Source organism: uncultured Pseudomonas sp. (assembly GCF_913774235.1).
Taxonomy (GTDB): domain Bacteria; phylum Pseudomonadota; class Gammaproteobacteria; order Pseudomonadales; family Pseudomonadaceae; genus Chryseomonas.
In genome coordinates this window covers 378,385-404,818 of the sequence record NZ_CAJYDW010000016.1, presented here as the reverse complement: position 1 = coordinate 404,818, position 26,434 = coordinate 378,385, and the positions used below count along the sequence as shown (strand labels likewise).

Annotated in this window: 26 protein-coding genes; 15 read left to right on the top strand and 11 right to left on the bottom strand. The window is 67.7% G+C overall.

Annotated features, from left to right (window positions below):
- The 8 genes from QZ471_RS17070 to QZ471_RS17035 all read right to left on the bottom strand — a co-directional run.
- Positions 1–104 (bottom strand): PAAR domain-containing protein (locus QZ471_RS17070; RefSeq protein ID WP_295460307.1); only part of this gene is annotated, 104 nt, incomplete at its 3' end.
- Between the two features lie 184 nt (positions 105–288).
- A complete protein-coding gene (locus tag QZ471_RS17065; RefSeq protein ID WP_295465944.1) occupies positions 289–1,689 on the bottom strand; it encodes a sugar porter family MFS transporter in 1,401 nt (466 codons plus the stop codon).
- A 109-nt stretch (positions 1,690–1,798) separates the two neighbouring features.
- Positions 1,799–2,851 carry an SMP-30/gluconolactonase/LRE family protein gene (locus tag QZ471_RS17060; protein WP_295465943.1) on the bottom strand — a complete coding sequence of 351 codons (1,053 nt, stop codon included), beginning with the start codon at positions 2,849–2,851 and terminating at the stop codon, positions 1,799–1,801.
- Between the two features lie 91 nt (positions 2,852–2,942).
- The gene (locus QZ471_RS17055; RefSeq protein ID WP_295465941.1) at positions 2,943–4,268 is read right to left on the bottom strand and encodes an MFS transporter; all 1,326 of its coding nucleotides are present in this window, start codon (positions 4,266–4,268) and stop codon (positions 2,943–2,945) included.
- 315 nt (positions 4,269–4,583) lie between these two features.
- Positions 4,584–5,732 carry a galactonate dehydratase gene (gene dgoD / locus QZ471_RS17050; RefSeq protein ID WP_145011302.1) on the bottom strand — a complete coding sequence of 383 codons (1,149 nt, stop codon included), beginning with the start codon at positions 5,730–5,732 and terminating at the stop codon, positions 4,584–4,586.
- Positions 5,733–5,834: 102 nt separating this feature from the next.
- The gene (locus QZ471_RS17045; protein ID WP_295465938.1) at positions 5,835–6,461 is read right to left on the bottom strand and encodes a 2-dehydro-3-deoxy-6-phosphogalactonate aldolase; all 627 of its coding nucleotides are present in this window, start codon (positions 6,459–6,461) and stop codon (positions 5,835–5,837) included.
- Complete coding sequence (locus QZ471_RS17040; protein WP_295465936.1) at positions 6,454–7,407, bottom strand: 2-dehydro-3-deoxygalactonokinase; 954 nt, start codon at positions 7,405–7,407, stop codon at positions 6,454–6,456. The genes QZ471_RS17045 and QZ471_RS17040 overlap by 8 nt, the downstream gene beginning before the upstream one ends.
- Complete coding sequence (locus tag QZ471_RS17035) at positions 7,404–8,198, bottom strand: IclR family transcriptional regulator (RefSeq protein WP_295465934.1); 795 nt, start codon at positions 8,196–8,198, stop codon at positions 7,404–7,406. Before QZ471_RS17035 ends, QZ471_RS17040 begins: the two co-directional genes overlap by 4 nt.
- A gap of 159 nt (positions 8,199–8,357) precedes the next feature.
- Here QZ471_RS17035 and phoB point away from each other — a divergent pair, with 159 nt between their 5' ends.
- From phoB to QZ471_RS17020, 3 genes are read left to right on the top strand one after another with little or no spacing between them, the layout of a single operon-like run.
- Entirely contained in the window at positions 8,358–9,047 is a 690-nt protein-coding gene (gene phoB / locus QZ471_RS17030; protein WP_295465932.1) for a phosphate regulon transcriptional regulator PhoB, read from the top strand.
- Between the two features lie 20 nt (positions 9,048–9,067).
- Positions 9,068–10,381, top strand: coding sequence for a phosphate regulon sensor histidine kinase PhoR (gene phoR, locus QZ471_RS17025; RefSeq protein ID WP_295465930.1), 1,314 nt, complete (start codon positions 9,068–9,070; stop codon positions 10,379–10,381).
- A 55-nt stretch (positions 10,382–10,436) separates the two neighbouring features.
- Entirely contained in the window at positions 10,437–12,185 is a 1,749-nt protein-coding gene (locus QZ471_RS17020) for an ATP-binding protein (protein WP_295465928.1), read from the top strand.
- Here the strand turns inward: QZ471_RS17020 and QZ471_RS17015 are convergent.
- On the bottom strand, positions 12,182–12,403 hold the full coding sequence (locus QZ471_RS17015; protein ID WP_295465927.1) for a hypothetical protein: 222 nt from the start codon (positions 12,401–12,403) through the stop codon (positions 12,182–12,184). The two genes, QZ471_RS17020 and QZ471_RS17015, sit on opposite strands and share 4 nt — an antisense overlap.
- Before the next feature lie 130 nt (positions 12,404–12,533).
- Between QZ471_RS17015 and QZ471_RS17010 the strand changes: the two genes are divergently transcribed.
- The 11 genes from QZ471_RS17010 to QZ471_RS16960 all read left to right on the top strand — a co-directional run bounded on the left by QZ471_RS17010 (position 12,534) and on the right by QZ471_RS16960 (position 22,968).
- Positions 12,534–13,208 carry a thermostable hemolysin gene (locus QZ471_RS17010; protein ID WP_295465925.1) on the top strand — a complete coding sequence of 225 codons (675 nt, stop codon included), beginning with the start codon at positions 12,534–12,536 and terminating at the stop codon, positions 13,206–13,208.
- Entirely contained in the window at positions 13,198–14,676 is a 1,479-nt protein-coding gene (locus tag QZ471_RS17005; RefSeq protein WP_295465923.1) for an AMP-binding protein, read from the top strand. The genes QZ471_RS17010 and QZ471_RS17005 overlap by 11 nt, the downstream gene beginning before the upstream one ends.
- A complete protein-coding gene (locus tag QZ471_RS17000; RefSeq protein WP_295465922.1) occupies positions 14,673–15,356 on the top strand; it encodes an iron-containing redox enzyme family protein in 684 nt (227 codons plus the stop codon). Before QZ471_RS17005 ends, QZ471_RS17000 begins: the two co-directional genes overlap by 4 nt.
- Complete coding sequence (locus QZ471_RS16995; RefSeq protein WP_295465920.1) at positions 15,343–16,152, top strand: SDR family oxidoreductase; 810 nt, start codon at positions 15,343–15,345, stop codon at positions 16,150–16,152. Before QZ471_RS17000 ends, QZ471_RS16995 begins: the two co-directional genes overlap by 14 nt.
- Complete coding sequence (locus tag QZ471_RS16990) at positions 16,149–16,796, top strand: hypothetical protein (protein ID WP_295465918.1); 648 nt, start codon at positions 16,149–16,151, stop codon at positions 16,794–16,796. Before QZ471_RS16995 ends, QZ471_RS16990 begins: the two co-directional genes overlap by 4 nt.
- 10 nt (positions 16,797–16,806) lie before the next feature.
- Complete coding sequence (locus tag QZ471_RS16985) at positions 16,807–17,466, top strand: response regulator transcription factor (RefSeq protein ID WP_295465916.1); 660 nt, start codon at positions 16,807–16,809, stop codon at positions 17,464–17,466.
- On the top strand, positions 17,463–18,839 hold the full coding sequence (locus QZ471_RS16980) for an ATP-binding protein (RefSeq protein WP_295465914.1): 1,377 nt from the start codon (positions 17,463–17,465) through the stop codon (positions 18,837–18,839). The genes QZ471_RS16985 and QZ471_RS16980 overlap by 4 nt, the downstream gene beginning before the upstream one ends.
- 60 nt (positions 18,840–18,899) lie before the next feature.
- Positions 18,900–20,246 carry a sigma-54 dependent transcriptional regulator gene (locus QZ471_RS16975; protein WP_295465912.1) on the top strand — a complete coding sequence of 449 codons (1,347 nt, stop codon included), beginning with the start codon at positions 18,900–18,902 and terminating at the stop codon, positions 20,244–20,246.
- A gap of 159 nt (positions 20,247–20,405) precedes the next feature.
- Positions 20,406–21,713, top strand: coding sequence for an MFS transporter (locus QZ471_RS16970; RefSeq protein WP_295465910.1), 1,308 nt, complete (start codon positions 20,406–20,408; stop codon positions 21,711–21,713).
- A gap of 176 nt (positions 21,714–21,889) precedes the next feature.
- Positions 21,890–22,198, top strand: coding sequence for a hypothetical protein (locus QZ471_RS16965; RefSeq protein WP_295465908.1), 309 nt, complete (start codon positions 21,890–21,892; stop codon positions 22,196–22,198).
- Positions 22,199–22,635: 437 nt separating this feature from the next.
- Positions 22,636–22,968: an endonuclease domain-containing protein gene (locus tag QZ471_RS16960; RefSeq protein ID WP_295465906.1), complete on the top strand. Its 333-nt coding sequence runs from the start codon at positions 22,636–22,638 to the stop codon at positions 22,966–22,968.
- On the opposite strand, the gene QZ471_RS16955 is transcribed toward QZ471_RS16960, so the two are convergent.
- On the bottom strand, positions 22,955–24,919 hold the full coding sequence (locus tag QZ471_RS16955) for a DNA topoisomerase III (RefSeq protein ID WP_295465904.1): 1,965 nt from the start codon (positions 24,917–24,919) through the stop codon (positions 22,955–22,957). The two genes, QZ471_RS16960 and QZ471_RS16955, sit on opposite strands and share 14 nt — an antisense overlap.
- A gap of 244 nt (positions 24,920–25,163) precedes the next feature.
- Here QZ471_RS16955 and QZ471_RS16950 point away from each other — a divergent pair, with 244 nt between their 5' ends.
- On the top strand, positions 25,164–25,355 hold the full coding sequence (locus QZ471_RS16950) for a hypothetical protein (RefSeq protein ID WP_132832609.1): 192 nt from the start codon (positions 25,164–25,166) through the stop codon (positions 25,353–25,355).
- Positions 25,356–25,373: 18 nt separating this feature from the next.
- On the opposite strand, the gene QZ471_RS16945 is transcribed toward QZ471_RS16950, so the two are convergent.
- On the bottom strand, positions 25,374–26,279 hold the full coding sequence (locus tag QZ471_RS16945) for a LysR substrate-binding domain-containing protein (protein ID WP_295465901.1): 906 nt from the start codon (positions 26,277–26,279) through the stop codon (positions 25,374–25,376).
- Positions 26,280–26,434: the final 155 nt, after the last annotated feature.

The window sequence follows — 26,434 nt, the reverse complement described above, 5'->3', positions numbered from 1 at the left end:
AGGCCGTCGAAGAAGACGTTTGACGAGCCCTGGACCAGGGCCGAGGTACCGCACTTGGGGCAGGTGACGGCGTCACCCAGGCGCGCCGCGGGTTTTCCAGACATGACCGATCTCCCTATCGGTAACTGCAGGTGCTGGAAAATGCCGCAGGAACTGCTCTAGGACAAGGCTTTCGCCGGAGTTTGCGTCCACCATCACAAAAGCGCCATCCGGGTGGAGCACCCCTCGAATGGCCAACACAGACGCAAACGCCCGGCAGTGCCGGGCGTTTGCGTTTCCCGCTGTCCCTTACTGACCCAGGTCGCGCAGGCGCTTGCCCTGCATCAGGTTGCGCTCGATGCGCTCCAGGGTGACGCCCTTGGTTTCCGGCACCAGCAGGAACACCAGGAAGATGAACACCACATTCAATCCAGCATAGATCCAGAAGGTGGTGCCCTGGCCCAAGGTGCCCAGCATGGTCAGGAAGGTGGCGCCGACGATCATGTTGGCGATCCAGTTGGTGAAGGTGGAGCAGCCGATGCCGAAGTCGCGGCCCTTGAGGGGTTGGACTTCCGAGCACAGGGTCCAGATCAGCGGACCGGCAGACATGGCGAAGCCGACGATGAAGATCAGCAGCATGACCACAGTGAAGGTCTGCTGGCCGTGGCTCAGGTTGCCCATGCCGAGCATGGTACCGACCACGCCCAGGCCCACAGCCATGACCACGAAACCGGTATAGAGGATGGGTTTGCGACCCCATTTATCGACCAGGAAGATGGCGATGAAGGTGGCCAGCACGTTGGTCAGGCCGACCGCGGCGGTGAACCACATCTGGGCGGCGGTATCGTAGCCCATGCCTTCGAAGATGCGCGGCGCGTAGTACATCACCACATTCATGCCGGTGAACTGCTGTACCACCTGTAAGAGCACACCCAGACCCACCGAGCGGCGGAAGTTGGGGTTTTCCTTGAACAGCGACCAGCCCTTTTGCGGGACCTTGAGCTGCTCTTCGATCTCCTGGACTTCCTGCTGGATGACCTTTTCGTCACCGCGCAGCTTGTGCAGCACCTGGATGGCCTCCTGCTTGCGCCCGGCCATGATCAGCCAGCGCGGGCTGTCCGGCAGGGCGAAGACGCCGATCAGGAACAGCACCCCGGGGATGGCGATGATGCCGAGCATCCAGCGCCAGGCCTCGTAGTAGCTGAAGGCGGTGTTGGAGAGGAAGGCGATCAGGATGCCCGCGGTGATCATCAGCTGGTACAGCGAGATCATCGAGCCGCGGATGTTTTCCGGGGCGACCTCGGCCAGGTACAGCGGCGCGGTGAAGGAGGCGATGCCGATCGCCAGGCCGAGCAGGAAGCGGGCGAAGATCAGCATGGTCGGCGAGGTGGCCAGGCCGCACAGGACCGAGCCGACGACGAACAGGATGGCGCCCAGCATCAGCGACTTCTTGCGCCCCAGCTTGGCCGAAAGCGACCCCGCGCCGAGAGCGCCCAGGGCGGCGCCGGCCATCATGCTGGAGACGATCCATTCGATCACCTGGTCGGAGATCTGGAATTCCTGCTGGATGAACTTGGTGGCGCCGGAGATGACGCCAATGTCGAGGCCGAACATGAGGCCGGCCAGGGCCGCCATCAGGCAGGCGAAGATGGCTTTCGGCTGGGCCTTCTCGGTGACGTGACCGTCGGCGTGGGTAGTGGTGTTGCTCATGGCAGAGGCTCCTCGCTCGCCTTGTGGGCGATCTTGTTGTCGCGGGTCGTTCCGTATCCGTTTGTTACAGACCTGTCCAACGACCCTTGGTTCGGCCGGTAAGAAGCCCTTACCAGAGCCGTGCGGGCTGGGCGTTCACATAGGTGGCATAGAGCGAACCGCCGCCGGTGATGAACAGGCGATTGCGCTTGGGGCCACCGAATTCGACGTTGGAGACGGTTTCCGGCAGGTGCAGGGTAGCCAGGGGCTGGCCGCTTGGCGTGAAGACCCGCACGCTGTTCTGCTCGGCGGAGCCGGCCCAGCTACACCAGAGGTTGCCGTCGCTGTCGACGCGGAAGCCGTCGATCACGCCCTGCTCCTTGGCGTCGATCAGCACCTCGCCGCCGCTGAGGGTGCCGTCGTCCTTCAGGGTGAAGGCCCGGACATGATTGGGCTTGCCGGGATTGCCGCCGCCGGCGGTGTCGCTGATGTAGAGCCGCTTGCCATCGGGGGCGAAGGCCAGGCCGTTGGGGCGACCGAAGTCGCCCGCCGCCACCGTGGCCTTGCCTTGGGGATCGAGGCGATAGACGTTGGTGGGCAGCTCGAAGTCGGCCTTGTGGCCTTCGTAGGCGCCGAGGATGCCGTAGCCCGGATCGGTGAACCAGATGGCGCCGTCGGCACCGACCACCACGTCGTTGGGAGCGTTCAGCGGCTTGCCGTCGAAGCGGTCGAGCAGCACCGTGACGCTGCCGTTCAACTCGCGGCGGGTCACGCGGCGGCTGTCGTGCTCACAGCTGATCAGTCGGCCCTCGCGATCGCGGGTGTGGCCGTTGGCGTTGTGGGACTGGTCGTCATAGACGCTGACGTGGCCGTCGTCGGCGCTCCAGCGCATCACCCGGGCATTCGGGATGTCGCTGAACAGCAGGCAGCGCCAGTCGGCCATCCACACCGGGCCTTCGGTCCACAGACCGCCCGACCAGAGGCGTTCGACGAAGGCATTGCCCAGGCGGCCCTTGAAGGCCGGATCGTGGATCTCCCAGGCCGGATCGGGCATGACGATGGGCGGCTTGCCCTCCCAGTTGCGGGTGAGACCGAACTTGTCTTCGGCCAGGGCGCGGCTGGCGACCAGACCGGCCGAGGCAGCCAGGGATACGCCAAGAAAGGTGCGACGGGCGAGTGGCATGAGGAGACTCCTTTGTTGTCGTTATAGGTCCGGCACGGCCGGTGGCAGAGCGCCTTCGCAACCAGGACGGAAGGCGCTGCTTTAGTCGCCCTTATTCGGGCAGACGTTCCACCTTGCCCACCACCAGGCCATAGCAGAGGGCACCGATCAGCGCGGTCACGCCGATGAAGGCGATGGCCGGGGCGAAGCTGCCGTCCTTGACCAGGAAGCCGATGACGATGGGTACGCAGATGGCCGAGAGGTTGCCGATGAAGTTGAACATCCCGCCGGTGAGGCCGATCAGCCGTTCCGGCGCCATGGCCGAGACCATCGACCAGGTGATGGAGGCCAGGCCGTTGCCAAAGAAGGCCAGCGCCAGGCAGGCGATGATCAGCGCGGGCGAATCGACGAAGTTGGCGCCGACGATGCTGGTGGAGATCAGCAGGCCACCGATGATCGGCAGCTTGCGCGCCAGGCCCACGGAGGCGCCGCGACGGATCAGCCAGTCCGACAGCAGGCCCGAGCAGATCACCCCGAGAAAGGCGGCGAGGAACGGCAGCGAGGCGAGGAAGCCGGCCTTGATGAAGTCCATCCCGCGGTATTTCACCAGGTAGGTGGGGAACCAGGTCAGGAAGAACCAGAGGGTGGAGTTGAGGCAGAACTGGCCGATGTAGATGCCCCAGAGCTTGCGCTTGTTGAGCACGCTCCAGAGGTCACGCCACTGGAAGGCGGCGCGACTGCGATTCTTCTGTTCCAGGTCGACCAGGCCACCGCCCTGCTGGATCAGCGCGACCTCGGCGGCATTGGCGCCGCGGAAGTCCTTGGGTTCGCGATAGACCAGGTACCAGATGGCCGCCCAGAGGATGCCGACGCCGCCGGTGACGACGAAGACCATGTGCCAGCCGAAGGTCTGCTGCAGGTAGATCAGCACCGGGGTGAGAAAGGCCAGGCCGACGAACTGGCCGGAGGTGTAGAAGCCGATGGCGGTGGCCCGCTCGCGCTCGGGAAACCAGGTGGTGACCACCCGGTTGTTGATCGGATAGGCCGGCGCCTCCAGGGCACCCACGGCGAGGCGCAGGACGATCAGGCCGATGAAGCTGCCAACGAAGCCCAGGCCGATGGTGGCCAGCGACCAGAGCGCGATGGCCACCGGATAGAGGATGCGCGGGGCCACCTTGTCCACCAGCCAGCCGCCGGGGATCTGCATGGCGGCGTAGGTCCAGCCGAAGGCCGAGAGGATCAGACCCATGTGCACCGGCTCGATGCCCAGATCCTGGGCCAGGTGCGGCGCGGCGATGGAGAGGTTGCTGCGGTCGAGGTAGTTGATCACCACGGTGACGAACAGCAGCACCATGATGAAGAAGCGGGCCCGGCTGGGCTTGGCCAGGGTCGGCGCGGCCGTGGCCGCCGCCGGGGAGGCGTGGGTGGGAGTGGGCATGGCTCGGGTCCTGTAGTTGGCGTTGTGGCGAGCGTTGTCGATGTCTGGGGTCAGGCTGCTGGGGCGGCCCTCACCCTAGCCCTCTCCCGGAGGGAGAGGGGATGGTCGGTGCGGAGGTCGAGATCGGCGCTCCTGCTTTTGCCCCCTCTCCCCCTGGGAGAGGGTTGGGGGTGAGGGGTCAGCGACGGTGGTCCGGCTTTCCCTCACCCTGGCCCTCTCCCAAAGGGAGAGGGGATGGTCCGAACGAGAGCGAAACTCCGCGCCCCTGCTCTTGCCCCCTCTCCCCTCGGGAGAGGGTTGGGGTGAGGGCGTCTCTCACCATTCAGCGAAACTGCCGTCCTTGTGCCGCCACACCGGGTTGCGCCAGCGATGGCCGATGGCGGCGCGTTCCTTGACGAATTCCTCGTTGACCTCGACGCCGAGCCCCGGTCCCTGGGGGATCTTCACGTGGCCGTCGCCGTAGTCGAACACCTCGGGATTCTTGATGTAGTCCAGCAGGTCGTTGCCCTGGTTGTAGTGGATGCCCAGGCTCTGCTCCTGGATGAAGGCGTTGTAGCAATTGGCGTCCAGTTGCAGGTTGACCGCCAGGGCGATGGGGCCGAGCGGGCAATGCAGGGCGATGGCGACGTCGTAGGCCTCGGCCATGTTGGCGATCTTGCGCGTCTCGGTGATGCCGCCGGCATGGGACGGATCGGGCTGCAGGATGTCGACGTAGCCTTCCTGGAGGATGCGCTTGAAGTCCCAGCGCGAGTACAGCCTCTCGCCCAGGGCGATGGGCGTGTTGCTCATCAGGGCGATTTCCTTGAGCGCCTCGTGGTGCTCGCTGAGCACCGGCTCCTCGATGAACATCAGGCGGAACTGCTCCAGCTCCTTGACCAGCACCTTGGCCATGGGCTTGTGCACCCGGCCGTGGAAGTCCACGCCGATGCCGAAGTGCGGTCCGCAGGCGTCGCGGATGGCGGCGACGTTGGCGATCACCTGGTCGACCTTGTCGTAGGTGTCGACGAATTGCATCTCTTCGCTGGCGTTCATCTTGATCGCGGTGAAGCCCTTGGCCTGGCGCTCCAGGGCCTGGGCCGCGGTCTCGGCCGGGCGGTCGCCGCCGATCCAGGAATAGACGCGGATGCTCTCGCGCACCTGGCCGCCGAGCAGTTCGTGTACCGGCACGCCCAGAGCCTTGCCCTTGATGTCCCACAGCGCCTGGTCGATGCCGGCCAGGGCGCTCATGTGGATGCCGCCGCCACGATAGAAGCCGCCGCGGTAGAGCACCGTCCAGTGGTCTTCGATGTTGCGCGGGTCCTTGCCGATCAAGTAGTCGGCCAGTTCCTCGACCGCCGCCGCCACGCTGTGGGCACGGCCTTCCAGCACGGGTTCGCCCCAGCCGTGGATGCCTTCGTCGGTCTCGATCTTGAGGAAGCACCAGCGCGGCGGGACGACGTAGGTGGTGAGTTTGGTGATCTTCATGGTGTGGAGTCTCGATTTTAATTGTTGGATCGAGGGATCGCGGCCATGGGCCGCTCCTACAGGGCACCATGTAGTTGTAGGAGCGGTCCATGACCGCGAGCTTTAAGCGTTCTTTACCGCCCGCCATCCCGCCGCGAAGGCCTGGGCATTGGCACTCACCTGGGCGGCGGTCAGGCCTGGCTTGTACAGCGCCGAGCCGAGGCCGAAGCCGTTGGCGCCGGCCGCTACGTAGGGGCCCATGTTGTCCGGGGTGATGCCGCCCACCGGCAGGAGCGCCAGCTCTTTCGGGAAGACCGCCCGCCAGGCCTTGACCACCGCCGGGCCGAGTTGCTCGGCGGGAAACAGCTTGAGGCTGTCGGCACCAGCCTCGAGAGCAGCGAAGCCCTCCGAGGGAGTGGCGACGCCGGGCGCGCTGACCAGGCCGGCGGCCTTGCTGGCGCGGATCACCGCCAGGTTGGCGTTGGGCGAGACGATCAGGCGGCCGCCGGCGGCGGCCACCTCGGCCACCTGGGCCTCGGTGAGCACGGTACCGGCGCCGATCAGGCAGTCTTCGCCCAGTTCGGCGGTCAGCCGGCGAATGCTCTCGTAGGGCTGCGGCGAATTGAGCGGGATCTCGATGACGCGAAAGCCGGCGTCGTACAGGGCGCGACCGACCGGGACGATCTCGTCGGGGGTGACGCCGCGCAGGATGGCGATCAGCGGCAGGTCCTTGAGATAGGTATCAAGCATGGGAGCCTCCAGAGGTGGGCAGCAGGCCGGCAGCCTGGGCCAGGCGCCAGAGCCCGGCCCGGGTGGCCTGCTCCAGCAGGCGGACCTGGTGGATATCGAACAGCGCCAGGGCGTCGCGATAGCGTTGGCAGAGCGCCGCGTCGCCGATCAGCACCAGGGGTGGGCAGGGCTTGCCCGCGAGGGCGGCGACCTGGCTGCGCAGCTCTTCGCCGATCAGCAGGCCGGAGAGGTAGTCGAGGCTGTGCGCCGCCGCCAGCTCGCCGGCCAGCACCCGGCTGCGAGCGGTAAAGAGGCGGCCGAACAGGCCCTCGGCACCGGCATCGCGCGCCGTGGTGAGTCCCAGGCGGAAGGCTTCGGCACTGGCGTCGGCACCGGCCTCGGCGGCCGGGCGCCCGAGGATGGAATGTTCGCGCAGGACGGCGAACAACTCGCCGGTCATATAGGTAGCGAAGTCGGTCAGACGCCCGTCGCGCACCCGCACCCACTTGCTGTGGGTGCCGGGCAAGACCAGCAGGGCCTCGGCGGCCAGGTCCGGCTCCAGTTCGAGGGCGCCGAACACCTGGGTCTCTTCGCCGCGCAGGACGTTGGGCAGATCACCGCGCTGCATCACCCCGGGGACCAGGTGCAGCTCGCCGCAACCCGTGTCCAGGCGTAACAGGCCGGCAGCCAGGCTATGCACATCCGCCGGACAATCGGCATAGGGCACCTCACGCCAGCCACCGCGGCTGCCGACCATGCCGCAGGCGATGGCGGGCAAGTCCGGCTGGGCTTCGCGCCAGTCGCCCACCAGGGTGCGATAGGCAGCGGCGAAGTCGCCGTCGGGCACGTGCATGATGCCCCAGGGCCGGCTGCGGGTGTCCAGCACGGCGCCCTGGGCGTCGAGCAGTTGGGCCCGCAGGGACGAGGTGCCCCAGTCGAGGCCGATGAGGTGCGGGGTGGCGGTCATGCGGGACTCCAGCCGAGTTCGCGGGAAATGGCCCGAGCGCAGGCACTGACCTCGGGCTGCAACTCGTGCAGCCGCGCCTCGGGCATATAGGGGATGGCACTGGCCACGCTCAACGCCGCGACGATGGCACCGTCGGCGCCGCGGATGGGCGCGGCCACGCAGCGAATGCCCAGCTCGTTCTCTTCCAGGTCCAGGGCATAGCCCTCGGCGGCGTAGGTGCGCAGCCGCGCGTGATAATCCGGCCAGGGCAGGAAGTCCTCGCGCAAGCCGGGCTGCCCGGCACGCCGCGCCACGCCTTCGCCGTAGAGGGCCTCCCACTCGCCCTCAGCGAGATCGAGCATCAGCGCCTTGCCGACCCCGGTCAGCGCCAACGGCATGCGCAGCCCGACGCGGGATCTCATCTCCAGGCCACGGCTGCCGGGCAGCTTGTCGAGATAGAGGACGTCGCCGCCTTCGCGCACGCCCAGGTGCACGGTGTCGCCGCAGAGCTGCGCCAGGCGTTGCAGATGGGGCCGGGCGACAGTGGTCAGCGGCAGTTGCTCACGGGCCTGGTAGCCGAGGGCGATGAGATGGCTGCCGAGGATCAGCCGCCCGCCATCGCTGCGCAGATAGCCGGCCTGGGTCAGGGCAGCGACCAGGCGATGGGTGGTGCTGCGGGTGCAGCCAATGGCGGCACCGACCTGCGCCAGGCTGTCGGCGCCAGCGGCCACGGCGTCGAGCACCGCCAGGCCGCGAAACAGTGCCTGGGCCCCGCTGGGCGCTTCGCCCTTGTTGGAATTCTTATCGTTCATGGCCTTCACTCTAGAAGCCTCATCAGCAAATCTCAATATGTGATACATCATCCCATATGGTGGGACTAAAAGTAGATATGACAGCCTTGTCACATAGCTGCAATATTGGCGCTATCTAATGCACGGCACATTGCAAGGACTCGAGAGGCAGAGCGCTCCATGACGGGTAAATCCATCCTGATCGTCGACGATGAGGCCCCCATTCGCGAGATGATCGCCGTGGCCTTGGAAATGGCAGGCTATGAATGCCTGGAGGCGGACAACAGCAAGGACGCCCATGCCCTGATCGTCGATCGCAAGCCCGATCTCATCCTGCTCGACTGGATGCTGCCCGGCACCTCCGGCCTGGAGCTGGCCCGCCGCCTCAAGCGCGACGAGCTGACCGATGCCATCCCCATCATCATGCTCACCGCCAAGGGCGACGAGGACAACAAGGTCCAGGGCCTGGAAACCGGCGCCGACGACTACATCACCAAGCCCTTCTCGCCCCGCGAGCTGGTAGCGCGCCTGAAAGCCGTGCTGCGCCGCACCGGGCACCTGGAGAACGACGGTCCGCTGGAGGTCAACGGCCTGGTGCTGGACCCGGTCAGCCACCGGGTGACCATCGACGGCGCACCGGCCGAGATGGGCCCCACCGAGTACCGCCTGCTGCAGTTCTTCATGACCCACCAGGAGCGCGCCTACACCCGCGGCCAGTTGCTCGACCAGGTGTGGGGCGGCAACGTCTACGTCGAGGAGCGCACTGTCGACGTGCACATCCGCCGCCTGCGCAAGGCCCTCGGCGAGACCTACGAAAACCTGGTACAGACGGTGCGCGGCACCGGGTATCGCTTCTCCACCAAACTCTGACCGCGCAGGCCACCGCCGCCGTGAACATCAACTGGCGCTCCCGCTTGGCCACCCAGCTGTCGATCGTGGTCGGCGGCTGCGCCCTGGCCGGCTGGCCCTTCGGCCATGTCGGCCTGGCGGTGGCGCTGGGACTGGCGGTCTACCTGGCGATCACCCTGAGGCACCTCCTGCGCCTGCATGCCTGGCTCTTGAACGAGACGCCCGGTGCGCCGCCGGAAGCCGAGGGGCTGTGGGGTGATGTGCTGGATCGCCTCTACCGCCGCCAGCGCCACGAACAGCGCCAGCGCGAGGAATTGCTCGCCGTGATCGGGCGCGCCCAGGCCTCCACCGAGGCCCTGCGCGACGCCATCATCCTGGTGGATCGCCACGGCAACCTGGAGTGGTGGAATCGCGCCGCGGAAACCCTGCTGGGCCTGCGCCAGCCGCAGGATCTGGGCCAACCCATCACCAACCTGGTCCGCCACCCGCGCTTCGCCGACTACTTCGTCAGCGGCGACTACGGCGAGCCCCTGGAACTGGCCTCGCCGCTCAATGACGATCAGTACCTGCACATCCTGGTCACCCGCTTCGGTGAGGGTGATCGCCTGCTGCTGGTGCGCGACGTGACCCGCGTCCACCAGTTGGAGCAGATGCGCAAGGATTTCGTCGCCAACGTCTCCCACGAACTGCGCACCCCGCTGACGGTGATCACCGGCTACCTGGAAACCCTGCTGGACAACGCCGAGCACGCCACCCCGCGCTGGCGGCGCGCCCTGGGGCAGATGCAGCAGCAGGCCGGACGCATGCAGCACACCATCGACGACCTGCTGCTGCTGGCGCGCCTGGAAGCCACCGACTATCCCGCCGACAACCGCCCGGTGGCCCTGGAGCCGCTGCTGGGCTCCATCCTGCAGGATGGCCGGGCGCTGTCCGGCGCCGTCGGTCATCGGCTGAGTCTGGAATGCGCGCCGGGCCTGGCACTCCTGGGCAGCGAGACCGAGTTGCGCAGCTGTTTCTCCAACCTGGTGTTCAACGCGGTCAAGTACAGCCCCGAGGGTGGCGAGGTGCGGGTGCGGGCCTGGCAGGATGCCGAGGGCGCCCACGTCGCCGTGCAGGACACCGGTCCCGGCATCGACGCCCGCCACCTGCCGCGGCTCACCGAGCGCTTCTATCGCATCGATGCCAGCCGCGCCTCCAGCACCGGCGGCACCGGCCTGGGTCTGGCCATCGTCAAGCACGTGCTGATCCGCCACCGCGGCGGTCTGGACATCCACAGCGTGCCCGGCGAGGGCAGCTGCTTCACCTGCCATTTCCAGCCCGAGCAGATCGCCCGGCGCGCCGCTGCCTCCGCCTGAGTCAGCGCCCCATGGCCGTGCTATCGTCCGGCCATTCCTGCCACGGTCTCGCCCCATGCCCCCTGCCCTGCGCCTGCTGCCGGTCCTGCTGCTCGCCCTGATCGGCAGCCTGCTGCTCGGCAGCCAGGCCTGGCGCCGCGCCGAACAGGCGACCCTGGCCGAAGCCAGCCTGCTCGGCCAGGAGCAGTTGCGCCTGCACGCCAGCGGCCTGCAGACCCTGATCGACCGCTTTCGCGCCCTGCCGGCGGTGCTGGCCCAGGACCCCGAGCTGATCGCTGTCCTTACCAACCCGCCCACTGCTGCCGCCACCGAACGCCTGAATCTCAAGCTGGAGCGCCTGAACACGGCGGCGCAATCCTCGACCCTGGAACTGCTGGATCGCACCGGCCTGGCCATCGGCGCCAGCAACTGGCGGCTGCCCACCAGCTATGTTGGCCACAATTACGGCTTCCGGCCCTATTTCCGCGAGACCCTGGCCGGCGGCAGCGGACGCTTCTATGCCGTGGGGGTCACTACCGGCATTCCCGGCTATTTCCTCTCCCACGCCGTGCTGGACGCCCAGGGGCGCTTTCTCGGCGCGGTGGTGGTCAAGCTGGAATTCCCCGCCATAGAGGCGCGCTGGGGCGAGCACCCCGAGGTGCTGCTGGTGAGCGATGCCCGCGGCGTGGTCTTTGCCGCCAATCGCCCGGCCTGGCGCTATCGCCTGCTGCGCGAGCTGACCCCGGCCGATCGCGCCGAACTGGCCACCACCCGCCAGTACGACCGGCGCACCCTGCAGCCCCTGCCCTATCGTCAGGAGCTGGTGCTCGGCGAGCAGCGCCAAGTGGCCCACATCCAGGCCCCCGAAGGCAGCGCCGACTACCTCTGGGATAGCCTGCCGCTGCCCAGCGAAGGCTGGACCCTGCACCTGCTCCGGCCTACCCGGGACCTGCAGGGCGGCGGCCCGGGCGCGGCGCTGGCCGCCGTCTGCATCTGGCTGTTGCTGGTCTGCGCCGGCCTCCTCTGGGCGCAACGGCGCCGACTGCAACGCCTGCGCCAGCGCAGCCGCCTGGAGCTGGAGCAGTTGGTGGAAGCCCGCACCGCCGAATTGCGCACCGCCCAGGATGGTCTGGTGCAGGCCGCCAAGCTGGCCGCCCTGGGGCAGATGTCGGCGGCCCTGGTGCATGAACTCAACCAGCCACTCACCGCCCAGCGCATGCACCTGGCCAGTCTGCGCCTGTTGCTGGACCACGGCCGACTGGACGAGGCTCGCGCCGCCCTGGAACGTCTCGATGGCCTGCTCACCCGCATGAGCGGCCTCACCGGCCATCTCAAGACCTATGCGCGCAAGACCCCCGCCGGCCTGCGCGAAAGGGTCGACCTGGCGCTGGTGGTGGACCAGGCGCTGGAGTTGCTGGAAGCGCGCCGTAGCGAGGTGAACGCTGAACTGGTGCTGGAGCTACCGCGCCCGGCCTGGCTGCTGGGCGATCCGATCCGCCTGGAGCAGGTGCTGGTCAATCTGCTGCGCAATGCCCTGGACGCGGTGGCCGAACGACCGGCGCCGCGGGTCACGGTCAGCCTGGAGCGCGACGGCGATAGCTGGCAGCTGGAGGTGGCGGACAACGGCGGTGGCATCGCCGAGGAACACCTGGGGCAGGTGTTCGATCCTTTCTTCACCACCAAGCCAGTCGGCGAAGGCCTTGGTCTGGGGCTGGCGGTGTCCTCGGCCATCGTCCAGGCCCAGGGCGGCACCCTGACCGTCGCCAACGGCGTCGAGGGCGCCGTCTTCCGCCTGAGGCTACCCGCGGCGAGCGAAGCGAGCTAGCGCACGCAAAGGGTCACCAGCAGAGCAAAGCCCCAGGCCAGCACGCCGGTCACCAGCAGGGTGGCGCCATCCCAGGCACCGCGCGTGGCATCCAGCAGCGGCAAGCCGACACCGCCAATGAGGGCACCGGCCAGGATACCGGCGAGGATCTTGACCAGCGGCCAGTGACTGTCGGCGGACTCGTCGGGACTCGGCGCGAGGGATTCTTCTTCGAACATGACAGGGCTCCGCTGGGGAAACAGGCCCCGACGCTAGTTGGCCAAGCTGAAGCTGCGATGAAGCACCACTTCAGATTGCCTTCAGCTTGCCCGCCAAGACTGCGACTCGTATTCCCCCGGAGTGGTCGCGATGTTCGACGTCACCTGGCAATCCCCTGCGAGCTTCACCCTGGCCGACCGCGACACTGAGCTGCTGGCTCGGCTGGAACCCCACGACGACCCCGCCCGCCCGGCTACCGAGGCCTTCATCGCCGGTCGCTTCGCCCTGGAGCACGGCGCCCGTATCGCCCACTTCCTGCCCTATCTGCTGACCCTGCGCGCTGGCGACCAGCGCCTGCAGGCGGCGGTGGGCCTGCGCCTGGCCCAGGACCAGACCCTATTCCTGGAGACCTACCTGGACCAGCCGGTGGAGGCCTGCCTGGCGGTCGTGCTCGGCCAGCCCATCGCCCGCGGCGAAGTGGTGGAAGTGGGCAATCTCGCCGCCCTCAGCGCCGGCCAGGCGCGCCTGCTGATCGTCGTCACCACCTGGCTGCTGGCCCGCAGCGGGCTGCGCTGGGTGACCTTCACCGGGGCGACGCGGCTGATCAACAGCTTCCACCGCCTGGGCCTGGCGCCGCAGATCCTCGCCGCGGCCGATCCCGCCCGGCTGGGCGCCGAGCGCGAGCGCTGGGGCTCCTATTACGCCAACGATCCCCAGGTCTGCGCCGGTGACATCCAGCAGGGTTACCGCCAGTTGCTGCAGGGCGGCATCTTCGCTCGCCTGGGTCTTGCCACCCTCGCCGCGGAGGACAGCCATGTCGCCTGAAGCCAATCCCATCGCCCACTTCTTCGCCGTTCTGGAACGCTACGCCTGGCAGCCTGCCCGGCCGGCACTGCGCGGCAGTCGCGAGACCTGGAGCTACGCCCGGTTGCTACAGGAAAGCCTGGCCCGCGCCGCCTGGCTGCGCGAGCGCGAGGTGCAGCGGCTGGTGCTGGATCTGCCCAATGGCCCGGAGCTGCTGGGCTGGGATCTGGCCGCCCTGCGCGCCGGCATTCCCTGCGTGCTGCTGCCGGATTTCTTCAGCGCCGAGCAGCGCGCCCACGTGCTGAGGGACAGCGGCGCCGACTTCCTGCTAGGCCGCGCCGAACGCAGCGCGGAGTGGCTCGCCGCCGGTTTCACCGAGGCCGACGGCGCCTGGCGCCGGCCCAGCGTCGAGCGCACCGCGCTGCCGGCCCATACCGCCAAGCTCACCTATACCTCCGGTACCACCGGCACGCCCAAGGGCGTCTGCCTCAGGGCCGCCGCCCTGCTGCGGGTGGCTGCCAGCCTGGAGGGCGCCAGCCGCGCCCTGGCGCCGCAGCGTCACCAGGTGCTGCTATCCCTGGGCATTCTGCTGGAGAATCTCGGCGTCTACGCCGCCCTGCTGGCCGGTGCCGAGGTACTGGTCCTGGACGGCGCCGACCAGGGTATCAGCGGCTCGGTCGGTATCGACTGGGCGCGTCTGGCCGGTTGCCTGCAACAGCGCCAGCCGCACAGTCTGATCCTCATGCCGCAACTGCTGCAGGGGCTGGTGGAACTGGCTGAGCGCGGTCTGCTGCGGCTGGACGAGCTGAGCTTCGCCGCCGTCGGCGGGGCGCCGCTGAGCGAAGCGCTGCAGATGCGCGCTGCCGCCCTCGATCTGCCGATATTCCAGGGCTACGGCCTGTCCGAATGCGCCTCGGTGGTGGCCCTGAACCGTCCTGGCGCGACCCGTCTGGGCAGCGTCGGCCAACCCCTGCCCCATGTCCGTCTACGCCTGGCCGCCGATGGCGAAGTACTGGTCGGGGGAGCCGACTTCGCCGGCTATCTGGGCCAGCCCGACAGCGCCACCGACGAGATCGCCACCGGCGACCTCGGCTACTTCGACGCCGACGGCTATCTGTATCTGCGCGGGCGCAAGAAGCATCAATTCAGCCTGGCCTCCGGCCGCAACGTCGACCCGGGCTGGATCGAGGCCGAACTTACCCAGAGTGGCCCCATCGCCCAGGCCTATGTCCAGGGCGAGGGCGCCCGCCACCTGGCCGCGCTGCTCTGGCCGCGCCAAGCGGGCACCAGCGACGCCGAACTGGCCGCCTTCGTCGCGCAGTTGAACCAGCACCTGCCGGACTACGCCCGCATCGGCGCCTGGCAGCGCCTCACCGAACCCTTCACCCCCGCCAACGGCCTGCTCACCGCGACCGGACGCCTACGCCGCGACGCCATCCAGGCACAGTACGCGGCCCTGCTCTCGGACCTTCTGGAGGTACACCCATGAGTTTCTTCGCCACCCTGCAAGCCGAAACCGCCGCGGAACGCCAGGCGCTGTTCCAGGTGCCCATCATCCGCGCCGCCCTGAGCGGTGACGTCGTACTGGAGAGCTACATCGCCTTCCTCGGTCAGGCCTTTCACCACGTGCGCCACACCGCACCGCTGATGATGGCCTGCGGCGCCCGGCTGCCGGCACGCCTGGAATGGCTGCGCGGCGCGGTCTGCGAATACATCGAAGAGGAATACGGCCACGACCGCTGGATCCTCAACGACATCACGGCCTGCGGCGGCGACGCCGAGGCGGTGCGTACCGGCCGCCCCGACCTGCCCATCGAGTTGATGGTCGCCTACCTCTACGACTTCATCGCCCGCGACAACCCGGTCGGGCTGTTCGGCATGGTCAACGTACTCGAAGGCACCAGCATCGCCCTGGCCACCCAGGCCGCCGGCGCCATCCGCAGTGGCCTGGGCCTGCCGGCCACCGCCTTCAGCTACCTGGACTCCCACGGCAGCCTCGACCAGGAACACATGGCGACCTACCGTCAGTTGATGGATCGCCTGGACGACCCGGCCGACCAGGCCGCGGTGATCCACGTCGCCAAGGTGGTCTATCGCCTCTATGCCGACATGTTCCGCAACCTGCCGGGGGCCGGTCAGCAACCGGAGCAGCGCCATGCAGCTGCCTGATTGCCGCATCCTGCTCACCGGCGCCAGTGGCGGCATCGGCCTGCCGCTGGTGGAACAACTCTGCGCCGGCGGTGCCCAGGTCCTGGCAGTGGCGCGTGACACGAGGGCCCTGCAGCCGCTAGTCGAGCGCTTCGGCGCCCGGTTGCGCCTGTTCGATGCCGACCTCACCCAGCGTCCCGACCGCCAGGCGGTCCTGGCCGAAGCCAGCCGCGGCCAGGGCGTCAACGTGTTGCTCAACGCGGCCGGCAGCAACAGGTTCGCCCTGCTCGAAGCCCTCGACGAAGACGCCATCGATGCCATGCTGGCGGTCAACATCGGCGCGGCCATCCAGTTGACCCGCCTGCTGTTGCCGCTGCTGCGGCGCCAGCCACGCGCGGTGGTCGCCCACATCGGCTCCACGCTGGGCTCCATCGGCTATCCGGGCTATGCGCCCTACTGCGCCAGCAAGTTCGCCTTGCGCGGCTTCACCCAGGCCCTGCGCCGCGAATTGGCCGATACCCGCATCCGGGTGCTCTATGTCGCCCCGCGCGCCACTCGCACGGCGATGAACAGCCCAGCCGCCATGGCCCTGAACCAGGCGCTCAAGAGTCCAGTGGACGAACCCGCCGTGGTCGCCGGCGCGGTGATCCGCGCCCTGGTCGAGGACCGCCAGGAGCTCTACCTGGGCTGGCCGGAAAAGCTCTTCGTGCGCCTCAACGGCCTGCTGCCCGGCCTGGTGGATCGCGCCCTGCGCCGCCAGTTGCCGGTCATCCAGCGCTTCACCGATACCCCCCTCGTCCCGGAGAAACGTCCATGAAATCCCCCCGCCAGGCCCTCGGCCTGCTGCTCGCCGCGCTGCTCGCCAGCCCCTTCGCCCTGGCCGAGGATGCCCAGCGACTGGCGCAGATCCAGCAGCGCTGGGCCGAGATCCAGTACCGCCTGCCGGCCGGCGAGAAGACCGCCGCCTTCGAACAACTGGCCGGCCAGGCCCGCGCCTTCACCCAGGCCGAACCCCAGTCGGCGCCCGCCTGGATCTGGCAGGGCATCGTGCTCAGCAGCTGGGCCGGCGCCCAGGGTGGCCTCGGCGCCCTCGGCAAGGTCAAGGAAGCCCGGACCGATCTGGAGCAGGCGCTCAAGCTCGATCCCAACGCCCTGCAGGGGTCGGCCTACACCAGTCTCGCCGCGCTCTACGACCGGGTCCCCGGCTGGCCCATCGCCTTCGGCGACGCCAGCGAGGCGGACCGGCTGTTGCAGCAGGCCCTCGCCCGCAACCCCAACGGCATCGATACCCTATACTTCTGGGGCGACCACCTGTATCGCCAGAAGCGCTACGCTGAAGCCAAGGCCGCGCTACTCAAGGCCCAGCAGGCGGCGCCGCGTCCCGGTCGCGAACTGGCCGACCAGGGTCGCCGGGGCGAGATCGCGGCCCTGCTCAAGGAAGTCGACCAGCAGCTGAACTGACGAGGAGCCCATGCGCGTCCTGCTCATCGAAGACGATCCCGACCTCGGCGCGGGCATTCGCTCCAGCCTGCGTGAAGAAGGCTACACCCTGGACTGGCTCAAGGACGGCGAAAGCGCCGTCCATGCCCTGCGCGAGGAAGGCTTCGACCTGGTGGTGCTCGACCTCGGCCTGCCGCGCCTGGACGGCATCCAGGTGCTGCGCCAGAGCCGGGCGAATGGTCTCACCACCCCGGTGCTGATCCTCACCGCCCGCGACGACACCGAAGACCGGGTCGCCGGCCTGGATGCCGGTGCCGACGACTATCTGGTCAAGCCCTTCGACATCAAGGAACTCAAGGCCCGCCTGCGCGCCCTGCTGCGCCGCCGCAACGGCCCCTCGCAGCTCCAGCTCGAAGGCGGCGGCATCCTCCTCGATCCGGCCACCCGCCGGGTCACCTTCGAAGGCCAGCCGGTCAACCTCACCCCGCGCGAATACCAGCTGCTGCACGAACTGCTGGCCAACCCCGGCAAGATCTTCAGTCGCGATCGCCTCATGGGGCTGCTCTACGGCTGGGACGAAGGCGTGGAGAGCAACACCCTGGAAGTCCACATCTACAACCTGCGCAAGAAACTGCGCGCCGACCTGATCCGCACCGTCCGGGGCATCGGCTATCGACTCGAGTGCCCATGACTTCCATCCGCCGCCGCACCGTCGGCCTGGTATTGACGCTACTCCTGATCGGCACCCTGCTGATCGCCCTCACCAATATCCGCGATAGCCAGCGCGAGATCGGCGAGATCTACGACGCCCAGCTGGCGCAGAGCGCCCGCATCCTCCAGGGCATGCTGCGCGCCGCGCCCCGCGCCGAGGGCCGCCAGGCGCTGCACGAAAGCGTCACCGCGGCGCTCGCCGAAGCCACCGGCAGTCCTTTCGGCCATCGCTACGAAGCCAAGATGGCCTTCCAGGCCTGGAACGCCGGTGGCAACTCGCTGATGCGTTCGCCCAACGCCCCGGCCTTCGCCCTGCCGACCACCCCCGGCTTCACCGAGCTGACCCTGGACGGCGAGGGCTGGTACGGCTTCCTGCTGCCCGACCCCGACCACGACCTGATGCTCTGGGTCGGCGAGCGCGACGAGGTGCGTGCCGACCTGGTCCGCCGCATCCTGCGCCACACCCTCACCCCGCACCTGATCGGCCTGGTGCTGCTATCGCTGCTGGCCTGGCTGGCCATCGGCTGGGGGCTGCGACCGCTGCGGCGCATGGCGGCGTTGATCCGCCACCGCGATCCGGAATCCCTGCAACCGCTGCGCCTCGATCCGCTGCCACGCGAACTGGAACCCATGCAGGCCGCACTCAACCGCCTGCTCTTGCAGATCGAACAGCTGCTGCAGCGCGAACGGCGCTTCATCGCCGATGCCGCCCATGAGCTGCGCACCCCGTTGGCGGTCTTGCGCCTGCACGCCCAGAACGCCCTGTCCGCGCAGACCGGCGCCGCTCGCGACGAAGCCCTGAAGTTCGTCGTCAGCGGTACCGATCGCCTGACCCGGGTGGTCAACCAGTTGCTGATCCTCGCCCGCCTGGAACCCCGGCCGAGCTGGAGCGACGAGCAGCGCTTCGACTTGCGTACCGCCGTCGGCGCCACCCTGGAAGAGCTGGGACCCTGGATTCTCGACAAGGGCTTCGACCTCAGCTTCGAGGCGCCGCCTACCCAGGCCCAGGTCCGGGGCGACAGCGCCATGCTCGGCATCGCCCTGCAGAACCTGCTGACCAACGCGGTCAATGTCTCGCCTCCCGGCGGCGAGATCCAGGTGCGCCTGGACGTCGGTGACGACTGGGCGGATATCCTCATCCTCGACCAGGGGCCCGGCATCCCCGCCGAGGTGCTGCCGCGACTGTTCGAGCGCTTCTACAGCAGTGGCGCGGCCAACGGCGCCGGCCTGGGCCTGTCCATCGTCCAGACCGTGGCCCAGCACCTGAACGGCCGCATCGAACTGGGCAACCGACCGGACGGCGGCGCCTGTGCCCGCCTTGGCCTGCCGCTGCTGTCTGTCACTGGCGCCTGAGCACTCGACCTGCACCCGTCGTTCCGGCAAGGTGATGGCCACGGGCTATAGAGAGCATTCATGGAACATCAGGTCTATCTGGTCGACGACGAAGCCAGCATCCGCGAAGCGGTGCGCCAGTGGCTGGAACTGTCCGGAATGCAGGTGCGGCTGTTTGCCCGCGCCGAGGACTGCCTGGCGGCGATGACTCTGGACTTTGCCGGGGTGGTGGTCAGCGACGTGCGCATGCCCGGCATGGACGGCCTGGTCCTGCTGGAACGCCTGCTGGCGCTGGATCGCGACCTGCCGGTGATCCTGCTCACCGCCCATGGCGACGTCGCCCTGGCGGTGACCGCCATGCGCCAGGGCGCCTACGACTTCCTGGAAAAACCCTTCAGCCCCGAAGCCCTGCTGGGCGGTCTCGGCCGCGCCCTGGAAAAGCGCCGCCTGGTGCTGGAGAACCGCCAGCTGCATCGCCGCGCCGACGACCAGAGCGCCCTCGCCCGGCGCCTGCTGGGCGTCTCCCCCGGTATCGTCCGCCTACGCCAGCAGATCCTCGACCTGGCACCGACCCCGGTAAACGTCCTGCTGCGCGGCGAGACCGGCAGTGGCAAGGAACTGGTCGCCCGCTGCCTGCACGACTTCGGTCCGCGTGCCGGCAAGGCCTTCGTCGCCCTCAACTGCGCCGCCATTCCCGAGCAGTTGTTCGAGAGCGAGCTGTTCGGCCATGAGAGCGGTGCCTTCACCGGTGCCCAGGGCAAGCGCATCGGCAAGCTGGAATACGCCAATGGCGGCACCCTGTTCCTCGACGAGATCGAGAGCATGCCCCTGGCGCAGCAGGTCAAGCTGTTACGGGTGCTGCAGGAACAGCGTCTGGAGCGCCTGGGCTCCAACCAGAGCATCGCGCTGGACCTGCGCATCGTCGCCGCCACCAAGCCGGACCTGCTCGAAGAGGCCCGCGCCGGGCGCTTCCGCGAAGACCTGGCCTACCGCCTCAACGTCGCCGAACTGCACCTGCCACCACTGCGCGCTAGGCGCGAAGACATCCCGCTGTTGTTCGACCACTTCCTGGTCGAAGCCGGCGCCCGCCTGGGCCGTCCGGCCGCCCCACCCAGCGCGGCGCGCCTGGCCCAGTTGCTCGGCCACGGCTGGCCGGGCAACGTCCGCGAACTGGCCAATGCCGCCGAGCGGGAAGTCCTCGGCCTGGGTTCCCCCACCACCGCGGCCGCCAGCCATTCCCTCGCCGATCAGCTGGAAGCCTTCGAAGCCCAGTGCCTGCGCGCCGCCCTGGCTCGCCATGGCGGCGAGATCAAGGCGGTGATGGATGAGCTGCAGTTGCCACGCCGCACCCTCAACGAAAAGATGCAGCGCCATGGTCTGGTCCGCGCCGACTTCCTCGATGGCCCCGAAGGGGTTGAGGGGCGATAGGCGGAAATCCGCTCATCACCCCTCGTGGCTTGGCGGACTTCCGCCTATCTGACCGGTGAAAACCCAGCAAAGCCGCCCCTTCGCGGTTTGGCACGCCCGCTGCAATAGCCCTTGTCGACGCTTCGAGCGCACTAATAACAACGACAAGAGGACTACCCTGTGGATAGCACCGCTACCCTCGCGGCCGGCAACATCGCGCCCAAGACCACCTCGCAACGCATCAAGTCCATCTTCAGCGGTTCCGTCGGCAACCTGGTCGAATGGTTCGACTGGTACGTCTACGCTGCCTTCTCCCTGTACTTCGCCAAGGCCTTCTTCCCCCAGGGCGACCAGACCGCCCAGTTGCTCAATGTCGCCGCCATCTTCGCCGTGGGCTTCCTCATGCGCCCCATCGGCGGCTGGCTGATGGGCCTCTACGCCGACAAGGCCGGGCGCAAGGCCGCGCTGATGGTCTCGGTGATCATGATGTGCGCCGGCTCCCTGATCATCGCCCTCACCCCCAGCTACGCCACTATCGGCGTCGCCGCACCGATCATGCTCGTACTGGCGCGGCTGCTGCAGGGCCTCTCGGTGGGCGGTGAATACGGCACCTCCGCCACCTACCTGAGCGAGATGGCCACCAAGGAAAGCCGTGGCTTCTATTCCAGCTTCCAGTACGTCACCCTGATCTCCGGCCAGCTCCTGGCCCTGGCCACTCTGATCGTGCTGCAGCAACTGCTCACCGTGCAGCAGCTGGAAAGCTGGGGCTGGCGCATTCCCTTCGTCATCGGCGCCGCCTGTGCCGTGACCGCCCTCTACCTGCGCCGCGGCATGGAAGAGACCAGCTCCTTCAAGAAGTCCGAAAAGCCCAAGGAATCCCTGATGCGCACCCTGGCGCGGCATCCCAAGGAATTCTTCACCGTGGTCGGCCTGACCATGGGCGGCACCCTGGCCTTCTACACCTACACCACCTACATGCAGAAATACCTGGTCAACTCGGTGGGCATGAGCAAGACCGACGCCACCTCCATCTCGGCCGCCACCCTGTTCCTCTTCATGCTGCTGCAACCCCTGGTCGGGGCGATCTCCGACAAGATCGGCCGGCGCCCGGTACTGATCGCCTTCGGCGTACTGGGCACCCTGTTCACCTATCCGATCCTCACCGCCCTGGGCAGCGTCACCACCTGGTGGGGCGCCTTCTGGCTGATCATGGCGGCACTGGTGATCGTCAGCTTCTACACCTCGATCAATGCCGTGGTGAAGGCCGAGCTGTTCCCCACCGAGATCCGCGCCCTGGGCGTCGGCCTGCCCTACGCCCTGACCGTGTCCATCTTCGGCGGCACCGCCGAGTACGTGGCCCTGTGGTTCAAGAGCGTCGGTATGGAGAGCGGCTACTACTGGTACGTGACCGGCTGCGTTGCCTGCTCGCTGCTGGTCTACGTCTTCATGAAGGACACCCGCGATCACTCGCGCATCGTCCACGAATAACCGCTCGTCCCGGGGTGCGGGCCTCTCGGTCGCAAGATTTGGCCGTCCGGCACGCCCCCCTTTGCCTGGGCTTGGGGGCACGCCATCGTAGTGTCACCGGCAGCCGTCGCATCGGCCGTTCTTCCCGGCCAATGTGGCGAGTTCGCCCCCTCCTCCCAAGCCCCGGTTACACACTCATGGAAATCGACTACGGTCCCAGCTACGCCAAACTGGGTCTCCAGTTCCAATACCAGTGGAGCACCCTGCTGCGCGATGCCCTGCAGAAGCACGGCATCACCGACGCCCAGGCCAAGGCCATTTGCGGCGACTTCGCCTTCGACCTCTCCAAGCTCATCGACGAATCCGAGATCCAGGCCGACGGTGTCTCCTATCGCCCGGTGATCGCCTTCACCGAGGACGAGGAAACCCTGCTGGTCCAGTCGGCCGAATTCGACTACCACGAAGCGGCCTACGCCACCGCGGCAGCGGCGTTCGAGAAGAAGTAAGCGTTACGAGCACCCTCACCCCAACCCTCTCCCTAAGGGAGAGGGGGTTGTCTGGAGCGGGAGGCGGGCTTCCCCTCCAGATCACGGTCCACAGATGTTCTCAGAGTTACCGCGATAGCGATTTCTGCGATCTGGACGAGTCCAGGTACCAGGCGATACTCAGCAGTAGCCCATCGCACCTTATTACCCCCTCTCCCTCCGGGAGAGGGCTGGGGTGAGGGAGAGCCCAACGCCACAGCCTCCTCAGTCTTTATCTTTGCCATTCAGCGAAATCCAGACCGAAACCGTCGAAGCCGCGCGCCAGAGCCTCGCCAACTCCAAACCCTCAGGCGATACTCCAAGAATCACCTCTCGCTCCACACTGCCCCCTCTCCCTCCGGGAGAGGGCCGGGGTGAGGGCGAGCCCAACACCAAGCACCTCAAGGGAACGGATTCCCATGCCCCTCATCACCCACGCCCGCAGCCTGCGCCGCAATCAGACCGAGGCCGAGCGCGCCCTCTGGTATCAACTACGCGACAAGCGCCTGCTGGGCCTCAAGTTCCGCCGCCAGCATCCCTACGGCCGCTACATCCTGGATTTCGTCTGCCTGGAAGCACGCCTGGTGATTGAGCTGGACGGCGGCCAGCACCAGGACAGCCCAGCCGACCGCGAGCGCGACGCCTGGTTGGAGGCCCAAGGCTTCCAGATCCTGCGCTTCTGGAACCACGAGGTCCTGACCCAACCAGAGGCCGTACTCGAACGTCTCTGCGCCGCCCTCAGCCCGGCTTGACCCTCGGCTTGCGCGCCCGTGTTGGAGCGCCACCCGTCTTCGCCGTCGTCTTGGTCTTGCCCCCACCCACACGCCGCTTTTTCTTCCAAGGCGCCCCCTTGCCCGCGGGTGGTGGACCGCTGATGGTCAGGGTCAGGCCCAGACAGCGTTCCACCTGCTTGCCCATCCAGGTCGATTGCTTGGCGACGAACTCGGCCAGGCTCAGTTCGCCCTCCTGCACCCGATCCAGCGCCTGCTCCCAGAGCGCCGTGGTGCCCGGGTCGGCGATGGCCCGCGGCACGGCATCGATCAGACCGAAGGCCGCGGGCGTCGCTGCCAGGGCCTTGCCCTGCTTGACCAGGTAGCCGCGGTCCAGCAGGCCCTGGATGATGCTGGCGCGGGTCGCCTCGGTGCCGATGCCGGTGGTGTCCTTGAGCTTCTGCTTGAGCGCCGGGTCTTCCACCAGTTTGGCGACGTTCTTCATCGCCTTGATCAGATCGCCCTCGGTGAAGGGCTTGGGCGGCTGGGTCAGCTGATCCTTGCAACGCACCTCGACCACCGGATAGTGCTCGCCCTCATGCAAGGCGGGCAGCGCCTGGGGTGGCGGCGCCTCGCGGCCCTTGGGCGGGGTCAGGGCTTCTGGTAGCGCGCGGCGCCAGCCCTGCTCCACCAGGCGCTTGCCCGTGGCCCGCAAACGCTCGCCGCCGGCCTCGAAGTCGGCCTTGGTACGGTCGAATTCGTGTTGCGGCAGAAATTGCGCCAGGTAGCGTGCACGGATCAGGCCGTAGACGTTGCGCTCCTGGGGACTCAACCGGCCCAGATCGCGGGTCACCAGGGTCGGGATGATGCCGTGGTGGGCGCTGACCTTGGCATCGTTCCAGGCCCGCGAGCGGCGACTGGCGTCCAGGTGCTCGCGGAGCGGCGCCAGACTGCTATCAGCGCCCAGCAAGGCCGCCAGCAGCGCCGGTGCCTCGGCATGCTGGGACAACGGCAGGTAGCCGCAATCACTGCGCGGATAAGTGATCAGCTTGTGGGTCTCGTAGAGCGCCTGGGCGACGTCCAGGGTTTGCTGGGCGCCCAGGTTCAGCCGCTTGGAGCAGACCTCCTGCAGCGTACCCAGGTCGAAGGGCAAGGGCGCCACTTCACGGATGCGCTCGGTCTTGAGCTTGACCAGTCGCGCCCGCCCGGCCGCCTCGATGGTCTGGGCCGCCGCCTGGGCCACCTCGGGCTTGAGGCAGCGCCCCTGGTCGTCGCAGACGGCCTCCGGTGGCTGCCACTGGGCCTGGAAACGGCTACCCGAGGCGTCCAGGGTCGCCTCCACGGTCCAGAAGGGTACCGGGACGAAGGCAGCGATGGCGCGATCGCGATCTACCACCAGACGCAGGGTCGGGGTCTGCACCCGCCCGACCGAGAGCACGCCCTGGTAACCCGAGCGGCGCCCCAGCAGGGTGAACAGTCGGCTCATGTTCATGCCGATCAGCCAGTCGGCGCGCGAACGCCCCAGGGCGGACTGATAGAGCCCATAGGTTTCGGCACCGGGCTTGAGCGCGGCCAGGGCGCGGCGAATGGAGACGTCATCCAGCGCCGACAGCCAGAGCCGGCGGATCGGCCCGCGATAGCGGCAATGCTCCACCAGCTCGCGGGCGATCATCTCGCCCTCGCGGTCGGCGTCGGTGGCGATCACCAGTTCGCTGGCCTCGCCGAGCAGGCGCTTGACCGCCTTGAACTGGCTGCCGGTGGTCTTCTTGACCTGCAGCTTCCACTGCGCGGGGACGATGGGCAGGTCGTCCAGCGACCAGCGCTTGTAGCGGGCGTCGTAGGCGTCCGGCGGCGCCGTTTCCAGCAGATGGCCGATGCACCAGGTCACAGTCACGCCCTGCCCCTGCAGGCAGCCCTCGCCGCGACGGGTGGCGCCGAGGACGCGGGCGATGTCCTTGGCCTGGGAAGGTTTTTCGCAGAGATACAGCTGCATGGCGAGCGTCGCGCAACGGGGGATGGCGACAGGATGCAAAGCCGTCGCGGCCGGCGCAAGGACTAATCTGTATATCCGTACAGAAAGCCACCCTGGCGCAAATTCGTTCAGCAGGCCACAGCGCGCTTAGGACGTGGATCACAGCTTGAATGGCGACGGCTCAGGACGCGGAATCTTGCCGTGGCTGGGCAGTCCTTGGGCTACGGCACTTTCGCCGTCTTTAGCCGAGCTCTGGGAGGCGTCAATGAACACTGTAGCTATGGATCGCGCCACGGCCGAGAGCACCGGCGCCGGAAATCTCGTCGACACCGCCAGCGGCCAGGCCCTGCGGGCCAGCATTTCGGCCATGCGCCGGACCACCAGCCAGGTGCAGCGCATCAACGATCAACTCTGGGAAGTCTGGCCGGACGGCCGTCGCAAGCTGCTGCTGCGCTAAGACCTCCCGCCCGACGCCCTAGGCGGGCGTCGGCGTCTCCAGCGCGGCCAGATAGGTCGCGACCTCGGCCTGGATCCAGGCACTGAAGCGCTCCTGCTTTTCCGCCGATTCGGCGCGTTCCGGCCAGACCAGCCAGTAGGCATAGGGATAGGGCGCCGTTACCGGACTGAGCTGGACCAGACGCCCCTCGTCCAGCGCGGCCTGCACCAGGCTGCGCCGCTCCAGCGCTAGCGCCTGACCAAGGCGTAGCGCCTCCAGTACCACGTTGGAATCATTCACGCTGATGCCGCGATTGGGTGCTGCTTCGCCTAGACCAGCCGTTTCGCCCCAGTGCAGCCAGGTTTCCTCCGTGTGCAATAGCGGCTGCGCGAGAGCCTCGTCCAGGCTGCACGGTAGTTGCCCACCGTTGTAACCAGGTGCCGCCACCAGCAGCACATCGTCCTGAAACAGCCGAAGCGCCGTCAGGCCATCCCACTGGCCCTCGCCCATGCGCACTCCGATATCCACCATGCCCTGGCGCAGATCCTGGAAATCCAGGCTGGTCTGGATACGGATGCGATAGTCCGGGTACAGGGCGCGAAATCGCGGCAGCCGGGGCAGCAGCCAGTGGGTGGCGAAGGAGGGAAAGGTGGCAAATACCAGCTCGTTGCGCCGCGGGCGGGCCTGCAGTCGCCGGGTCGCCTCGCCCAGATCCTCGAGCAGCTGGCGGACCTGCTCGGCATAGACGCGACCGTCGCCGGTGACCTCGATCCCGCGCCCCTGGCGCTCGAACAGCACCATGCCCAGCTGGTGCTCCAGGCCCTTCACCTGCTGGCTGACCGCCGCGTGGGTCAGGTGCAATTCGCTGGCGGCACGGGTCACGCTCCCCAACCGGGCCACGGCCTCGAAACAGCGCAGGGCATTCAGCGGCGGCACTCGCGACATGTAAGCCTTCCTTAACGATTCAGTCAGATTTTCTCGCTGGAAGCAGCTTCCCTGAATCCTTAATGTCTTGTCCAGAGCGACATCCACTGCAAAACGAGTCAGCCGGATGACGTTCCACGTGAAACAGGATTCACCCTTTCTGACAGGACGCCATC

Excerpts from the sequence above, each read along its gene's own strand:
- dgoD (WP_145011302.1), bottom strand. The coding sequence starts at position 5,732 with ATGAAGATCACCAAACTCACCACCTACGTCGTCCCGCCGCGCTGGTGC.
- QZ471_RS17065 (WP_295465944.1), bottom strand. The coding sequence starts at position 1,689 with ATGAGCAACACCACTACCCACGCCGACGGTCACGTCACCGAGAAGGCC.
- QZ471_RS16960 (WP_295465906.1), top strand. The coding sequence starts at position 22,636 with ATGCCCCTCATCACCCACGCCCGCAGCCTGCGCCGCAATCAGACCGAG.
- QZ471_RS16965 (WP_295465908.1), top strand. The coding sequence starts at position 21,890 with ATGGAAATCGACTACGGTCCCAGCTACGCCAAACTGGGTCTCCAGTTC.
- QZ471_RS16975 (WP_295465912.1), top strand. The coding sequence starts at position 18,900 with ATGGAACATCAGGTCTATCTGGTCGACGACGAAGCCAGCATCCGCGAA.
- QZ471_RS17055 (WP_295465941.1), bottom strand. The coding sequence starts at position 4,268 with ATGCCCACTCCCACCCACGCCTCCCCGGCGGCGGCCACGGCCGCGCCG.
- QZ471_RS16955 (WP_295465904.1), bottom strand. The coding sequence starts at position 24,919 with ATGCAGCTGTATCTCTGCGAAAAACCTTCCCAGGCCAAGGACATCGCC.
- QZ471_RS17010 (WP_295465925.1), top strand. The coding sequence starts at position 12,534 with ATGTTCGACGTCACCTGGCAATCCCCTGCGAGCTTCACCCTGGCCGAC.
- QZ471_RS16950 (WP_132832609.1), top strand. The coding sequence starts at position 25,164 with ATGAACACTGTAGCTATGGATCGCGCCACGGCCGAGAGCACCGGCGCC.
- QZ471_RS16985 (WP_295465916.1), top strand. The coding sequence starts at position 16,807 with ATGCGCGTCCTGCTCATCGAAGACGATCCCGACCTCGGCGCGGGCATT.
- QZ471_RS16980 (WP_295465914.1), top strand. The coding sequence starts at position 17,463 with ATGACTTCCATCCGCCGCCGCACCGTCGGCCTGGTATTGACGCTACTC.
- QZ471_RS17000 (WP_295465922.1), top strand. The coding sequence starts at position 14,673 with ATGAGTTTCTTCGCCACCCTGCAAGCCGAAACCGCCGCGGAACGCCAG.
- QZ471_RS17060 (WP_295465943.1), bottom strand. The coding sequence starts at position 2,851 with ATGCCACTCGCCCGTCGCACCTTTCTTGGCGTATCCCTGGCTGCCTCG.
- QZ471_RS17040 (WP_295465936.1), bottom strand. The coding sequence starts at position 7,407 with ATGACCGCCACCCCGCACCTCATCGGCCTCGACTGGGGCACCTCGTCC.
- QZ471_RS16995 (WP_295465920.1), top strand. The coding sequence starts at position 15,343 with ATGCAGCTGCCTGATTGCCGCATCCTGCTCACCGGCGCCAGTGGCGGC.
- QZ471_RS17045 (WP_295465938.1), bottom strand. The coding sequence starts at position 6,461 with ATGCTTGATACCTATCTCAAGGACCTGCCGCTGATCGCCATCCTGCGC.
- QZ471_RS16945 (WP_295465901.1), bottom strand. The coding sequence starts at position 26,279 with ATGTCGCGAGTGCCGCCGCTGAATGCCCTGCGCTGTTTCGAGGCCGTG.
- QZ471_RS17035 (WP_295465934.1), bottom strand. The coding sequence starts at position 8,198 with ATGAACGATAAGAATTCCAACAAGGGCGAAGCGCCCAGCGGGGCCCAG.
- QZ471_RS17015 (WP_295465927.1), bottom strand. The coding sequence starts at position 12,403 with ATGTTCGAAGAAGAATCCCTCGCGCCGAGTCCCGACGAGTCCGCCGAC.
- QZ471_RS17020 (WP_295465928.1), top strand. The coding sequence starts at position 10,437 with ATGCCCCCTGCCCTGCGCCTGCTGCCGGTCCTGCTGCTCGCCCTGATC.
- QZ471_RS16990 (WP_295465918.1), top strand. The coding sequence starts at position 16,149 with ATGAAATCCCCCCGCCAGGCCCTCGGCCTGCTGCTCGCCGCGCTGCTC.
- phoB (WP_295465932.1), top strand. The coding sequence starts at position 8,358 with ATGACGGGTAAATCCATCCTGATCGTCGACGATGAGGCCCCCATTCGC.
- QZ471_RS17005 (WP_295465923.1), top strand. The coding sequence starts at position 13,198 with ATGTCGCCTGAAGCCAATCCCATCGCCCACTTCTTCGCCGTTCTGGAA.